This window comes from Shewanella livingstonensis (assembly GCF_003855395.1).
Classification (GTDB): Bacteria; Pseudomonadota; Gammaproteobacteria; order Enterobacterales; family Shewanellaceae; genus Shewanella; species Shewanella livingstonensis.
On record NZ_CP034015.1, the window covers coordinates 1672297 to 1687577 of the forward strand.

Here is a 15281-nt window from a genome sequence, read left to right on the forward strand (position 1 = left end):
AAGAGGTATATATTGACTATTCAAATCAAAAATAAACGAACTATTAATCTGTAAAGTTAGTGCCTAATATTTTTTGCTGCTGTGGCGTTAAACTGAAATATTGTGAAATCAACTGCCTAATGAGTTTTGATTTTGCGATACCCCCTTGCTGGCTTAGTAATGCTAGCTGACTCATTGCCGTTTCATTTAAGGTATAAGTACAACGTTTATAAGGTTGCTTCTCCCCCTTGCTGGCTAACGTTACTGGCTCTATATGCTGTGGATATTTATGCTGTAAAAAGTCGATTATATTTGTCTGGATATCAGTATCAGTTGCACTCAGCAATGGTGTTGATACTTGTCGAGGACGATCTTGGCCAGTGGCATACAGATCCGCAGCAGCAATAAAGTCATCAATCGATACCGCAATGTTATTGGTGTTATTACATAACGAAGCGTTTTTCTTGAGATCGGCTAGTCCCATAATTTCCTCTCAATGTAGTTACATTCGATGCAGTATTACGCTGTTCAATAAGTTGCTTTGCATCGGTAATCTCGAGTAATTCGCAGGCAATACTGCGCATCTCTTCTGCTGCTTTTCCCTTGGGTTCTAATTCAAATACAGATAAACCTGATTCTTCACTGTCATCATAAATATTGCGGCTGTAATTAACGGCGTCTAATACGTTAATGTCATAGGTACGACAGACATCTTTTGCTTCGGTTATTCTGCTTGCCTGGTTAGGCAGACTTGGACATTGCGTTATCACAAATGACGCTTTCATTTTTGGGTTGATCATTAAACAAGTAGAAACGATATCGTCCATGTGGCTGACGGTTTTTAAGTCACGACGTTTAGGTCTTAACGGCATTAATACGTGCGATGCAACAGACATCGATGCTCGCAAGGCAAGATTGTCCTGGCCACCACAATCGACAATAACGTAATCGTAATGCTGCTCTAGGCTGAGTAAGTCATTACGAATTTTACCATAAAGTTGCACACAGCTAATGGCAGATAATTTGGGGTTGTTGTTACGGGCTTGGATCCAGTCTGATGTTGTTCTTTGCGGATCGCAATCGACCATAATCACACTAGCATCGACCTCTTGGGTCAGGAATACTGCAATATTTTGCGCAAGACAGCTTTTGCCGCTTCCCCCTTTTTCACCACCCACTAATATGATCATCTATACCGCCCTCCAGATCAGGCTACTTGGTCAACAAAATATAATCCTTAACCTCACTGTAAGTAATCATTTAGGTTTGGTCAATTAGCTGATTATTGGCAGTTTTTTATAAATGTCACCTAGATATTTAATTGACTAAAATGGCTCTTATGGCAAAAAATTGACAACTCGATATTAGGTACGTCAATGTTATTAAAAAGTTAAACCTTATAACCACTTAAGGTATATTTATTATAAGAATATGCCTTATTCCAGATACGCTTAAATGACAAATTGTATTCATGCGCTAACTCTATATGCATTTAATGTTCTATTTTTAGGCTGGATATTTTAAATTGATATAAGTGGAGTGGCTATTTAAAGGGCGCATGTTTGCTGGTGACAGCGTGATACACTCTTACTTAGAAAATAAGGTAGTGGGATTTGCAGAATGAATGAGCAACAATTATTAGACGCGATTAATCAAACCATGCCATTTGGTAAATATGCGGGACGTAAATTATTACAGTTACCAGAGCCATACTTAGTGTGGTTTCATTCAAAAGGCTTTCCCGAAGGCAAGCTAGGTGAACAGCTCGCATTAATGTATGAAGTGAAACTCAATGGATTGGAAGAAATGTTGCAACCGCTATTAAAGAGGTGAAGCTAGGTAGCAAGCGATAACGAACGTAATAGCCTAGAGCGGACTGCGTCTAAATAAAGCGGTCAAAACGTTCAATCGTTATCGTCCTAGCATCTAGGCTTTTAACGCTCGTTATCGCTTTTATAGCGTTCTCACAGGACGAAGTCCGCCCTAGTATCTAGTCTATTAACCATTTTTTCATGTAAAAGCCGGTAAACGTTTGACCACATTTTTGTTGGTAGCTTGTTTGCTGCAAGGTAAAGCCTTTTTTTTCAAATAACGGCTTAGATAAGTACGATGCATCGACGCTGATAAATGGATATTGTTGCTGCAGTGCCCAATGTTGAAGGTGTTGAAACAGCGCGCTGGCAATGCCTTGTTTTTGGTAGTCGGGATGCACGTATAAGCAATCAATATAACCTTGGTGCTTAAAATGGGTTTCTAAACTAATAAAACCGATAACCTGATGGTTATCAAGCGCGAGCCATGCCTTATTTCGTTTGTATTGTAGTTGCCAGAATTTTGCAGAGCGCGGCGCTGATGACCATGCATTGAGTTTTTGTTGTGGGTATCTTGGGTGAGTAATACCTTGCACAGCAGTATGGTATAACTGGCTTATTTGAGTTGCGTATCGCGAAGAGAAATCAACGATTTGATAAGGTTGATTTATTGAGTTTTTCATAAAAAAGACCAATCGATAAGATTGGTCAATTATGTAAGGTTTTTGCGATAAAACGTACTACTTTTTACTAATATCGCCAACAAACATGATTTTATCAAATGTTCTGTTTAGGCTTGAACTTTTAAAGTCATTCATCCACATTTGCTCAGACACTTCAACCTTGTCGCCTTTAGCCACTTCAGTTTGCGGACCCGCGGCCCAGTAAGTTTTATCTGCTTCTTTTAATTGAACATAGGTATAACCGCCGCCGTTCATGGTATCGAGTACTTCAGCTTGATGCAAAGCACCTTGTGCCCACACAGAAGAAACGCCTAAAGCCAAAGTGGCTGCGGCAGCAAATGCGATTAATTTAGCTTTCATGTATGTATTCCTATTTTATCTACAGATGATAGTGGATAACGAGATTGGCTCAACTTTATGCTATTTAACCATCTCTGCTGATTGTGGTCTGTGATCTACCGCGAATTATTGTTGTCTATCAGCTGTTAGGTATTATGAAACCATCGTTTAATCGCGGTGGCTAATATAGTGGACATTGGCAAACAGTTGTCCAGTGATAAGATGACCATGTTGGCTAACAAAGTCGATAAAGGCTTCTGGTAGCGTTTGGTTATTAATGGGGTGCTGCCAAAGAGCATGTAATAAGGCTTCATACCCTTCTTTACCTGAAGCAGTGTAAGAGCTTGATACACCGAGATATGACTTATTAGGTTCTAGTGTTTGCCAATGATCGTGTTTGTAGATATCAATTTGAGTTATCCGTAAGCCTTTTGCTTGCTTACCATCATAGAAGTAACGCAAACCATAAGGATAGGGGAAACTGCCAGCCCCTGTGCCCATAATGCCATTGTTTGTGGCGGAATTGATGGCGGACTCTAGTGCTTCAATAATAAATTTACCCTGAATTCTATATAAGGTAAGCGGCAGCTCAAATGGTAAAATACGCCCAACAACATCGGCTAATGACAATTGACCTTTGTTTAACGACTGCCTAACACCTCCGGCATTATGTAATGCAAAATCTATCGTCGGTTCAATATTTTTAGCCGCCTTATACATACTACGACTGACCCAAGGGGCTATTTCACTTCCATGAGGTAAGTGCTTACTGGGTAGGCGTGTATGGACAAAGTCGCGCGGAATATGGCCAAGGATTTGATTTTCTATCGCATCTAATGAGGGTCTATATTGAGTATGGATAACAGCGTGGATCTCTTCATCATGTTGTGCACCTCTTACGCAGGGGTGAGCAAAAAGTTGTTCGACTAACATTGCTGCAGTATTACTGTCGGCACTACTTCCGTCTTTGGTGGTTACAGTGATATTTTTATCAACCATAAAATAGTTATTGCCGATCAATTCCACTATTTTACCGTGCTGGTCAAAACATATTTCTGCTAAGCCGATCGTTTCTGCATATTTACCTGCATGTAAAATGGGTGTTGAATTTATCGTCTCGGCATAAGGAATATCACTCCAACCAATATCACTCAGTTCACCTTGAAGAGTATGTGAGTGTCCACCTACAATTAAGCTTATTCCGTCAACCTTTGCCGCTAGTTCTCTATCTTGATCTAAGCCTAAATGGCTAAGTACGATTATGTGGCGAATACCTTGTTGATGTAAGCGTTGTATTGTGCGTCGGGTGGTTTCGATGGCATTAACAAAATAGGTATCTGGATCTGGGCGGGCAATTAAGCGCATTTGATCTAATGTAATACCAATTATCGCTAACTTAGTGTCGTGAAACGGTTTAATTAACACTTTGGCCGTTTCTGTTGAGTCATCAAAATCGTATAGCATGGGATGACCATAAAGCCGACCTGTTTTGTGGCGGTCTTCTTGACTTAAGTCCATGTTACCGGCTAATACCGGAAAATCGATACGATTTAAAAAGGCTTGTACTGGGGTGTTACCAGCATCGACCTCGTGATTGCCCAATACCATAGCGTCGGGCCTTAGCAAGTTTAGCAGGTGAGCGTTAGCGGCACCTTTAAACTCTCTAAAATACAACGTGCCTTGAAAACTATCACCGCCATGTAAAAATATAAAAGGTGACTGCTTAGCTGCTGCTTGTTGCCTGGCTTGTTCTATTTGATAACCTAAACGTGCATAGCCACCTGAATGCGCTTCAAGTGTGAACTGTTGCTGGTTAGCACTTAAGTTAAACTGGACTGGGCTAGGTTCAAAATTAGAATGAGTGTCGTTGATATGGGCTATGGATAAGCGATAAGAATTTAGCATTAGTTTCCTCAATATAATGCCGCTATCTTAGCGTATTTGCCGTTATTATGTCACCAGCAACAATGATAATAGTGATGATTGCTTATATTGATTTGATATGACGCTACGAGGTCAGCAGTCTGTTTGCAGGCTCAATATGAACGTTGCAAACAGAATTAATTAATACCAAAAAGACGTTATTTAGCGGGGATGAACAACACTAGTTTGTTTCAGTTTCGTTGTAAATGACGAGACCTTTACTTTCTATTCGTCGTTGCCATAGCTTACGCGCAAGAGCTTGCATGTCTGGTGCTAAATCTTTTGAGTCGACAATTTCTAAACCTATTAATGTTTCAATAATATCTTCAATAGTGACAATACCTTCACTTGAACCATATTCATCAACCACCAGGGCCATTTTGCCATTACGCTTGATGATAGTTTGAAATAAAGGCAATACCTTGACAGAAGAGGGCACAACCAACAAAGGTTTCAAATAGTCACCAATGACTGTATTTGGTGCCTGGCGAGCTTGAAGAATAATGTCGTTACGATTTACATAACCCACCACGTTGTCTCGTTCATCGAGATAAACGGGAAAGCGTGTAAATGGGCTGCTTAAATGTTGCTCTATAAATTGCTCATTTGTCATGGTGGTCGGTAATTTAAAAATTACTGTTCGTGGTGTCATGATGTCAGTAACACACATATCTTTCATGGCTAACATTTGGGTTATTATTTGTGACTCTTGCGCACTAAGCTCGCCACTGTCTTTACCCATTTGGTTCATGGCGCTTAATTCTTGGCGAATATAAAGGTTCGTATCACCCTTACCAAACACGCTGGTGACTTTTCTTGATAACCAAATTAAAGGCAAGGTGGCTTTTTCCATCCAATAAAGACATATCGATACTGCGGGTGCCAATTTACGCCAATAGTTTGCACCCAATATTTTTGGAATGATTTCTGATAAGAATAGAATTAAAAAAGTCAGTACCGCAGAAAATACACCGAGCATTTCACTGCCAAACACTATTGCAGCTTGTGCGCCAGCAACAGATGCACCCATGGTGTGCGAAATGGTATTGAGTGTCAGAATAGAAACCAAGGGAGAATCAATGTTCTGCTTTTGTTTATTAAGCCTAGCAGCAACATGAGGATGGTGTTGTTTAAGATTTGCGATATAACTGGGAGTAACGGATAGCAATACCGATTCAAATACACTACATAAAAACGAGATTGAAATAGCAGCAATAACGATAAACAGAAGGGTTATCATAAGATAAAAGTAAATACTGACTCATAAGAGGCCACATAGCCCAGTGAAAGAATATCATAATAATTGTTAATCTAATCTGAATTTTTAAGAAGTAGAATAATGAGTCTTTCCTTGTATATTAAAGGTACAAAAATTATCAAAACGGTACTGTATATTGTGTAAATAAGTGAGTTTGTTGTTAAGACTAAAATCCACTATAAGCTAAATGCAGATATACTGGCTAAAACCTTATGCTACCTGTACAATTCGCCGCCGTGTTAAAGGTTTTGGTGTTTGAGGTTAGGCTGATGAGCGAAAAGAAAATCAATTTATTAAATCTTGATCGTAAAGGACTGCGAGCATTGTTCAGTGATATGGGCGAAAAACCGTTTCGTGCCGATCAGTTAATGAAGTGGATTTATCACTTTGGCGTCACTGACTTTGAAGAAATGAACAATATAAACAAAGTATTACGTGGTAAATTAGCTGCGAAATGCGAAATTGTTGCACCTGAAATTTCTAATTTTCAAAAGTCTGCTGATGGCACAATTAAATTTGCTATCGATGTTGGCCAGGGCCAAGAAGTCGAAACGGTATACATTCCGGAAGAAGACCGCGCGACATTATGTGTATCCTCGCAAGTGGGTTGCGCATTAGAGTGTACCTTCTGTTCTACCGGCCAACAAGGTTTTAACCGTAATCTAACAGTATCGGAGATCGTTGGCCAAGTCTGGAGAGTATCGCAATTTTTAGGTTTCCATAAAGACACTGGCGATAGACCTATTTCTAACGTGGTGATGATGGGTATGGGCGAGCCTTTGCTTAACCTTGCTAATGTGATCCCTGCAATGGATATCATGCTAGATGACTTTGGCTTTAGTTTATCTAAACGCCGCGTGACATTATCAACCTCTGGCGTAGTACCAGCGCTTGATAAATTAGGTGACTCAATAGACGTTGCTTTAGCGGTTAGTATTCATGCGCCTAATGATGAACTGCGTGATGTGTTAGTTCCCGTTAATAAAAAATATCCGCTGCAAGAATTTTTAGCGGCTATTCGTCGTTATTTAGAAAAATCTAATGCAAATCGTGGCCGAGTGACGGTTGAGTATGTGATGCTTGATCATATCAATGACAGCACAGATCAAGCGCATGAACTGGCCATGTTAATGAAAGATACTCCATGTAAGATTAACTTAATTCCGTTTAACCCGTATCCTGGTTCTCCTTACGGTCGTTCATCTAACTCTCGTATAGATCGTTTCTCTAAAGTGTTGATGGAACACGGTCTAACAGTGATAGTGCGTAAAACACGTGGTGATGATATTGATGCTGCTTGTGGTCAATTAGCGGGTGATATCCGTGATAGAACAAAGCGTTTAGCAAAAAAACAAATGCAACAGAATCAGATTTCAGTCACAATGGAATAACTCGTTGTTTGCATAGATAATAGGCTTATAAATGAAGCAAGGAATGCAAAAGGTTATTCTGATTAGTTTAGTTGCCTTATCTGTCACTGCTTGTGTGACTGAGCGTACTTATACGGGGACTGATACCCCTGTAGCTGAACGTAAGTTTAATAAGCAGGGGGCTGCTAGAGAACGTATGCAACTTGGGCTAACGTATCTAAATCGTGGTAATAGTGAACAAGCGAAGTATAATTTAAACAAAGCAGTTGAATATGCGCCGAATATCAGTGAAGTTCATATGGCAATGGCTTATTATTATCAGACGGTTGGTGATATAGAGCGTACGGAAGAGTCATATAACAAAGCGATTAGCCTTGATGATGTAACCGGAGATGCTCGGAATAATTTCGGGGTATTTTTGTGTCAGCAAAACAAGTTTGTCGAGTCTGAAAAAATGTTTCTTGCGGCAATTGATACACCTAAATATACCCGTACAGCATCGAGCTATGAAAACCTGGGCGTATGCAGTCGCAAAGCGGGTGATAAAGAAAAAGCGCGACAGTATTTTAATATGGCGTTAAAGTATGATCAAAGACGTCAAGTAACGTTTTTAGAGTTAACCGAGTTAGCCATGGAAGATGCTGACTACGGCAGTGCGCGCGAACAACTCGCAAGATACCATCGAGTTGCTAGCGAATCAGCAGAAAGTTTAGCCTTAGGGATTAAGATTGAGCGGGCGGCAAACGATGTAGAAGCCGTAAAACGATTTGGCATTTTACTTATTGCGAAATTTCCTGCATCACCACAAGCCAAAAATTATAGAGCTAACCTGAATTAATGACTAATGAATTCGAAGTAGAACAAGACGTAGAAAAAGCGTCATTGTTAAAGGATGTTGTTACTGCCGGCGCCATTTTAAAAGCGGCTCGCGAAGCAAAGGGGATCTCAATTGAGACCGTAGCAACCCAATTGCATTTACGTCCTAAGATCATCAATGATCTTGAAAATGACATTTTTGTTAATATAGCTTCTACCACTTATGTTAGAGGTTACATTAAAAATTATGCCCGCGTAGTGAATGCTGATATTAGCCAAATTCAACTATGCTTAAGCCATCAGTTGCCTGAGATTGTTGCACCTGTAATGCAAAGTTTCTCACGTAAAACAACTCATCAAGCCCGTAATAGTCGACTTAATTTTGTGACTTATCTTATTATTGCTGTATTGATTGCAATGCTAGTGTTGTGGTGGGTGCAAAAGTCATCGCTACTCACAAGTGTTGACTTATCACAGCCAACAGTTGAAGAGATAGCTGCTGTAAGCAACATGCCGGAACCACAGCAGATTATTAGAAGCGAATCATCACAATCTAGTGGTAATGAGCAAGGTAGCGAAGGTTACGATAGTGCAACAGATTTAGCCAATAAGGCTGCAATAGCCGCTGAAGATAAGCTAATCCAATCTGCACAAGATTCTGCCAATGCGGCACAGCAATTACCTGCTGTTAATAGCGCGGGTGCAAATACTGACTCTGCAGCTATAGCTACAGAGTCAACAAACACAATTATAGCCGGTACAGAAAGTGTATTGACCATTGAACTCTCAGGTGACTGCTGGGTTAATGTGACTGATGCTAATGGTAAAGTGATGGTTGATGGCGTGAAAAATGCGGCACAACGAATTGAAGTCCGTGGTCTTAAACCTTTTAAAGTGATTCTGGGTGCACCTCAAGTAGCCAGTATCAGCCTCGATGGCAATAACATCAGTTTAGCTGAGTTTGCCAACGGTCGAGTAGCAAGATTAACCCTGCCTAAAGCGTCATAATGCTTTAGCACCAGCAATAGAGCATATTTGCATGTATAACGAATCCCCAATTATTCGCAGACCATCTACACGTATCTATGTGGGCAATGTCCCTATTGGAGATGGTGCGCCGATTGCTGTTCAATCGATGACGAATACTAAAACTACCGATGTAGCGGCCACCGTGGCGCAAATTCTAGCATTAGAAAAAGTGGGTGCTGATATTGTACGTATTTCAGTACCGACAATGGATGATGCTGAAGCCTTTAAAATTATCAAACAGTCAGTGAATATACCGTTAATAGCCGATATTCATTTCGATTATCGTATCGCACTTAAAGTGGCCGAATACGGTGCAGATTGTCTGCGTATTAATCCAGGCAATATTGGCAATGAAGCACGCATTCGCAGCGTAGTTGAGTGTGCGCGTGATAAAAACATTCCCATCCGTATCGGAGTGAATGGTGGTTCGCTTGAAAAAGATTTAATGGACAAATATCGCGAACCTACCCCGGAGGCATTGTTTGAGTCGGCAATGCGTCATGTGGATATTTTGGACCGTTTGAATTTTGATCAATTTAAAGTCAGCGTAAAAGCATCAGATGTATTCCTCGCTGTCGCATCATATCGTTTGCTGGCTAAACAAATTCGCCAACCGTTACATTTAGGTATTACTGAAGCCGGCGGTATGCGCGCAGGTTCAGTCAAATCAGCTGTTGGTTTAGGCATGTTATTAGCCGAAGGCATTGGTGATACTTTACGTATTTCGTTAGCGGCCGATCCGGTTGAAGAAATTAAAGTTGGCTTTGATATTTTAAAGTCGCTACGTATTCGTAGTCGCGGCATTAATTTTATTGCTTGTCCTTCTTGTTCGCGCCAAGAGTTTGATGTGATTAGTACCGTCAATGAACTTGAACGTCGTCTTGAAGACATTACTACTGCAATGGATGTATCTATTATCGGTTGCGTAGTCAATGGTCCAGGCGAAGCGTTAGTGGCTGATATCGGCTTAACTGGCGGCCATGCTAAGAGCGGTTATTATGATGACGGAGTGCGTCAAAAAGAGCGCTTTGACAATAAAAGTATTGTCGATGGTTTAGAAGCAAAAATCCGCGCTAAAGCCAGCATGATGGCTAATCGCATCGCGATAATCGATAAAACAGAATAATCTTAATCCTGTGCATGGCAACCAAGAGTTGTTGATGTTGAGGGTATATTTACATTTTATTAGCGCAAGCTAATCAAGAAGTGGACAAGTTAACCGTGGCAAAGCAAATCCAAGCTATTCGTGGAATGAATGATATTCTGCCTACACAAAGTCCTTTATGGCAAAAAGTTGAAGCAGTATTGCGCTCATCAGTCAGTGCATTTGGTTACAGTGAAATTCGTACTCCTATCGTAGAAAGTACCGATCTTTTTAAACGCTCTATTGGTGAAGTGACCGATATAGTTGAAAAGGAAATGTACACCTTTGAAGATCGTAACAGTGACAGTTTAACGTTACGTCCAGAAGGCACTGCTTCAACAGTGCGTGCAGGTAACGAACATGGTCTGCTTTACAATCAAGAACAACGTTTATGGTATATGGGACCCATGTTTCGCCATGAGCGCCCGCAGAAAGGTCGTTACCGCCAATTTCATCAGTTTGGTGTTGAAGTTTACGGTATTGGTAGCGCCGATATTGATGCTGAAGTATTAATGTTATCTGCCCGTTTATGGGACTTGTTAGGCATTAAAGAACACGTAGCACTAGAGCTAAATACTTTAGGCGATCCGGCTGAACGTGCTGCCTATCGCGATGCGTTAATTGCTTTTTTAGAGCAACACAAAGATAAGTTAGATGAAGATAGCCAACGTCGGATGTATTCAAATCCATTACGCGTACTAGATAGTAAAGATCAGCAGGTACAGGCTCTTTTAGCTGATGCCCCTGCATTGATGGACTACCTTGGTGAAGAGACTAAGACACATTTTTCAACTTTGTGTGAACTCTTAGACGCCGTTGGTATCCAATACACCATCAATCCACGTTTAGTGCGTGGTTTAGATTATTATAACCGTACTGTATTTGAATGGGTTACCACTAGTTTGGGCTCTCAAGGTACCGTATTGGCGGGTGGACGCTACGATGGTTTAGTTGGCCAACTGGGTGGTAAAGATACCCCTGCTGTTGGTTTTGCAATGGGCCTTGAGCGTATTGTACTATTACTTGAAACGCTTGAGTTAACTAGCGATATTGCTGCTGAAGTGGACATTTATGTCACTGCTATGGGCGATAATTGCGTCGTTGAAGCTATTAAAGTGGCTCAAGAGTTGCGTCAACAGTTACCAACACTTAAAGTCATGAGCCATTGCGGTGGTGGCAACTTTAAAAAGCAAATGAAACGTGCCGATAAAAGCGGTGCTCAGTTTGCGTTAATTATTGGTGAAAACGAAATGGCCAATAGCCAAGTTGCTATTAAGCCGTTAAGAACAAACGATGAACAACAATTGGTTACGCGTAGTGAACTCGTAGCTAAAATTGCAGAACTGATTTAAGAATTGATTTTAAAGGGGAAGTGCAAGTGGAAATTTATAGCACAGAAGAACAACAAGTAGATGCTATCAAGCAGTTCTGGAAAGATTATGGTACCTCAATTGTCGTGGGTGCCGTAGTAGGCCTTGGTGGTCTATACGGTTGGAATACTTATTCTGACATGAAAGTGACTGCGGCTGAAAAAGCCTCAGAGTCATTTCAGTCTATCGTGACACAGTCTGCTAACCCTGCAGCGTTATTAGTTCAGGCAGAAAGCTTTACAGCAGAACATGATCAGCAAGGTTATCAAGCATTGCTTGAGTTGATGGTAGCAAAGTCGGCGGTTGAAGCAGGTGATTTAGCCAAAGCTGAAGCCTCATTTACTAAGATAATTGCTGCGCAACCTGGTTCTGGTTTGGGCATGGTGGCGATGATCCGTTTAGCGCGTATCCAGGCTGAACAAAACAATTTAGGCATGGCGCTAGCCACGCTGGAGCAAGTGACTGATAAAGCATTTGCTTCACAACGTGAAGAATTAAAAGGCGACTTTTTAGTGCGTCAAGGTGATTTGGATAAAGCCAAATCAGCTTATCAAGCAGCAGTGGATAATGGTGGCGCGTTAGCCAGTCCAGCGTTGACCATGAAGTTAGACAATCTAAACAAGGCATAAGGAATTTAGCCAATGAAGTCTTGGTGTAAAAATCTACTTGCCGTTGGGTTAAGTGTCGCTCTTCTGTCTGCTTGTTCTTCAAGTGATGTTGAAGAAGAGCCAGTGAGTGAATTAGTTGATATACAAGCAACTGTGTTTCCAGAGATTATTTGGAACACCAGTGTAGGTGATGGTGTAGGTGATTATTACTCGCAGCTTCGTCCTACAGTTCGATATGGCAAGGTGTTTGTAGCCGATCGTAGCGGTGTTGTGGTTGCCTTTGATGAAACCAGTGGTGATGAGCTATGGAAACAAGACTTTAATGACGTCTTTGAAGATAGACTTGAAATCAAAACCAAAGGTATTCGTTTAGCTGCTGGTGTAACCGCTGCACGTAACAAAGTTTTTGTTGGTGGCGAAACGGGTTTATTGGTTGCGCTTGATGAAGCAACGGGTGACGTTGTATGGTCAACACAAGCTAATGGCGAGTTGTTGTCGGCACCTACAGTGGCAGAAGATGTTGTTGCGGTGAATACCAGTAAAGGTGTATTTGAAGCGTTCAATATCGATACTGGCAAAAAGCTGTGGTCTTATGAAATGCAACTCCCCAACCTTACTTTACGAGGCACAGGTTCTGCTGCTTATGAAGCGGGCGGTTTCTTTTTAGGCACGGCAGATGGCAAAGTTGCTGTTGTGGTTAAAAGTAATGGTCAAGCTGCTTGGGAACAAGCTGTTTTTAGTCCAACCGGTGCTAATGAGTTTACTCGGATGGCAGATATTGATATGACCCCATTAATACTGGGCGAAAATCTGTATGTTGCTAGTTACAACGGTAATTTAGTGTCTATGGAGTTGCGCAGCGGGCGTACTGTTTGGTCACGTAAATACTCAAGTTTTAATGATTTAGCTGCAGCTGGCATAAGCCTGTATTTAGTCGACGATCATAGCCGCATTTATTCAGTCGATCGTCGCAATGGTTTAGAGTTATGGAGTAATTCAGTCCTTAAAAATCGCGAGTTAACGGCACCTGCAGTAATTGATAATTATATTGTAGTCGGTGATTTTGAAGGTTACTTGCATTTTATTGACCGTAATAGTGGCGATGTAGTTGGCCGCATTGAGGTTGATAGTGATGGATTATATGGTCAACCGTTAGTGGTAGGCGATAAAATTTATGTTCAAGGTCGTAGCGGTAAAGTAGCTATTGTCTCGTTGAACAAACAAGAGCAAATGAATGTAGAGGAAGATACTGAAACTGATGCAGAATAAGTCGTAGCACTCTTTTTGCGTTAATTAAGGTATAATATCCTTACTAGAGCCCCTGGAAGCGTTCCGGGGGCTTTTTATTGAAAAGTTTTTTAGAGGCAAAATCATGATCCCTGTTGTGGCCCTTGTAGGGCGACCGAATGTCGGCAAATCGACATTATTTAACCGTCTTACTCGTACTCGTGATGCGTTAGTCGCTGATTTCCCTGGCTTAACACGTGACCGTAAATACGGCCGTGCATTTTTAGCTGGCTACGAGTTTATTGTTGTTGATACTGGCGGTATTGATGGCACCGAAGAGGGGATCGAAACTAAAATGGCTGAACAGTCATTGGCCGCGATTGAAGAAGCTGATGTCGTATTATTTATGACCGATGCTCGTGCCGGCCTAACGGCGGCAGATTTAGCCATTGCTCAGCATTTACGTAGCCGCGACAAGGTTACCTTTGTGGTGGCCAATAAAGTTGATGGTATTGATGCTGATTCAGCATGTGGTGAATTTTGGTCTCTTGGTCTAGGTGAAGTGTATCAAATGGCTGCGTCACAAGGCCGTGGCGTCACCAACATGATTGACTATGCATTAACGCCTTATGCTGAAGCCATGGGTATTGTTCGTGAATTAGACGAAGAAGGCGAGCAGATTGAGCGTGAATATACTGAAGAAGAAGCTGAAGCAGAACAAACTCGCCTACAGAACTTACCGATTAAGCTCGCTATTATTGGTAAGCCTAACGTGGGTAAGTCAACGCTCATTAACCGTATTCTAGGTGAAGAGCGCGTAGTGGTTTATGACGAACCAGGCACAACCCGTGACAGTATTTACATTCCAATGTCACGTGAAGGTAGAGAGTACGTATTAATTGATACTGCTGGTGTTCGTCGCCGCAGTAAAGTACATGAAGTTATCGAGAAGTTCTCGGTGATTAAAACCTTGAAAGCGGTTGAAGATGCTAACGTTGTACTATTAGTGATCGATGCTCGTGAAGGTATTGCAGAGCAAGATCTGGGTTTATTAGGTTTTACCTTAAACGCGGGTCGTGCTTTGGTTATTGCGATAAACAAGTGGGACGGTATTGATCAAAAAATCAAAGACCGTGTTAAAAGTGAGCTTGATCGCCGCCTAGGATTTATCGATTTTGCCCGGATTCACTTTATCTCCGCATTACATGGCACAGGTGTCGGCCATTTATATGAGTCAATTGAAGAAGCATACGACAGTGCTACACGCCGTGTGAGTACTTCAATGCTAACTCGCGTTATGCAAATGTCTCAAGATGATCACCAGCCACCATTGGTCAATGGTCGTCGTGTGAAACTGAAATATGCTCATGCTGGCGGTTATAACCCTCCAATTGTTGTGATCCACGGTAACCAGGTTAAGAAACTGCCTGATTCATATAAACGCTATATGATGAACTACTTCCGTCGTTCATTAAAAGTAGTGGGTACGCCAATCCAATTACGTTTCCATGAAGGTGCTAACCCGTTTGAAGGTAAAACGGAAAAGTTGACTATCGGTCAAGAGCGTCGTCGTAAGCGTGCAATGAGCCACATTCGCGATCGTACTAAATAACTTAGCGTTGTATTAAGTTATTTATGACTCAAAAAGCCTGACTTGTTCAGGCTTTTTTGTGGCTATTACCACCACAGTGTGGGCTATTTATTGAACTTCAATAAAGCATCTT

The 15281-nt window shown here is 41.4% G+C and carries 15 protein-coding genes; 9 read left to right on the forward strand and 6 right to left on the reverse strand.

Annotated elements, in window-relative coordinates; genetic code table 11:
• Positions 1-43: 43 nt before the first annotated feature.
• On the reverse strand, positions 44-463 hold the full coding sequence (locus EGC82_RS07255; protein ID WP_124730167.1) for a ribbon-helix-helix domain-containing protein: 420 nt from the start codon (positions 461-463) through the stop codon (positions 44-46).
• Positions 423-1169 (reverse strand): AAA family ATPase, encoded by a 747-nt coding sequence (locus EGC82_RS07260; RefSeq protein ID WP_124730168.1) that lies wholly within the window; start codon positions 1167-1169, stop codon positions 423-425. Before EGC82_RS07260 ends, EGC82_RS07255 begins: the two co-directional genes overlap by 41 nt.
• Positions 1170-1599: 430 nt before the next feature.
• Between EGC82_RS07260 and EGC82_RS07265 the strand changes: the two genes are divergently transcribed.
• Entirely contained in the window at positions 1600-1812 is a 213-nt protein-coding gene (locus tag EGC82_RS07265) for a DUF3820 family protein (protein WP_124730169.1), read from the forward strand.
• Between the two features lie 157 nt (positions 1813-1969).
• Here EGC82_RS07265 and EGC82_RS07270 read toward each other — a convergent pair whose 3' ends face one another.
• From EGC82_RS07270 to EGC82_RS07285, 4 genes are all read right to left on the reverse strand, one after another.
• Positions 1970-2473, reverse strand: coding sequence for a GNAT family N-acetyltransferase (locus EGC82_RS07270; RefSeq protein ID WP_124730170.1), 504 nt, complete (start codon positions 2471-2473; stop codon positions 1970-1972).
• Between the two features lie 57 nt (positions 2474-2530).
• Positions 2531-2833 (reverse strand): NrfJ, encoded by a 303-nt coding sequence (locus tag EGC82_RS07275; RefSeq protein ID WP_124730171.1) that lies wholly within the window; start codon positions 2831-2833, stop codon positions 2531-2533.
• 147 nt (positions 2834-2980) lie between these two features.
• Complete coding sequence (locus tag EGC82_RS07280) at positions 2981-4717, reverse strand: bifunctional metallophosphatase/5'-nucleotidase (protein ID WP_124730172.1); 1737 nt, start codon at positions 4715-4717, stop codon at positions 2981-2983.
• 199 nt (positions 4718-4916) lie between these two features.
• Positions 4917-5975: a CNNM domain-containing protein gene (locus EGC82_RS07285; RefSeq protein ID WP_124730173.1), complete on the reverse strand. Its 1059-nt coding sequence runs from the start codon at positions 5973-5975 to the stop codon at positions 4917-4919.
• A gap of 287 nt (positions 5976-6262) precedes the next feature.
• Between EGC82_RS07285 and rlmN the strand changes: the two genes are divergently transcribed.
• The 8 genes from rlmN to der all read left to right on the forward strand — a co-directional run bounded on the left by rlmN (position 6263) and on the right by der (position 15169).
• On the forward strand, positions 6263-7384 hold the full coding sequence (gene rlmN, locus EGC82_RS07290) for a dual-specificity RNA methyltransferase RlmN (protein WP_124730174.1): 1122 nt from the start codon (positions 6263-6265) through the stop codon (positions 7382-7384).
• A gap of 31 nt (positions 7385-7415) precedes the next feature.
• Positions 7416-8201 (forward strand): type IV pilus biogenesis/stability protein PilW, encoded by a 786-nt coding sequence (gene pilW, locus EGC82_RS07295; RefSeq protein ID WP_124730175.1) that lies wholly within the window; start codon positions 7416-7418, stop codon positions 8199-8201.
• Positions 8201-9187: a RodZ domain-containing protein gene (locus EGC82_RS07300; RefSeq protein WP_124730176.1), complete on the forward strand. Its 987-nt coding sequence runs from the start codon at positions 8201-8203 to the stop codon at positions 9185-9187. Before pilW ends, EGC82_RS07300 begins: the two co-directional genes overlap by 1 nt.
• 31 nt (positions 9188-9218) lie before the next feature.
• On the forward strand, positions 9219-10334 hold the full coding sequence (gene ispG / locus EGC82_RS07305; protein WP_124730177.1) for a flavodoxin-dependent (E)-4-hydroxy-3-methylbut-2-enyl-diphosphate synthase: 1116 nt from the start codon (positions 9219-9221) through the stop codon (positions 10332-10334).
• 95 nt (positions 10335-10429) lie between these two features.
• Entirely contained in the window at positions 10430-11704 is a 1275-nt protein-coding gene (hisS, locus tag EGC82_RS07310) for a histidine--tRNA ligase (protein WP_124730178.1), read from the forward strand.
• Between the two features lie 26 nt (positions 11705-11730).
• Entirely contained in the window at positions 11731-12351 is a 621-nt protein-coding gene (locus EGC82_RS07315; RefSeq protein WP_124730179.1) for a tetratricopeptide repeat protein, read from the forward strand.
• 12 nt (positions 12352-12363) lie between these two features.
• Positions 12364-13599 carry an outer membrane protein assembly factor BamB gene (gene bamB / locus EGC82_RS07320; RefSeq protein WP_124730180.1) on the forward strand — a complete coding sequence of 412 codons (1236 nt, stop codon included), beginning with the start codon at positions 12364-12366 and terminating at the stop codon, positions 13597-13599.
• 103 nt (positions 13600-13702) lie between these two features.
• Positions 13703-15169, forward strand: a complete 1467-nt coding sequence (gene der, locus EGC82_RS07325) for a ribosome biogenesis GTPase Der (protein WP_124730181.1) — start codon at positions 13703-13705, stop codon at positions 15167-15169.
• Positions 15170-15281: the final 112 nt, after the last annotated feature.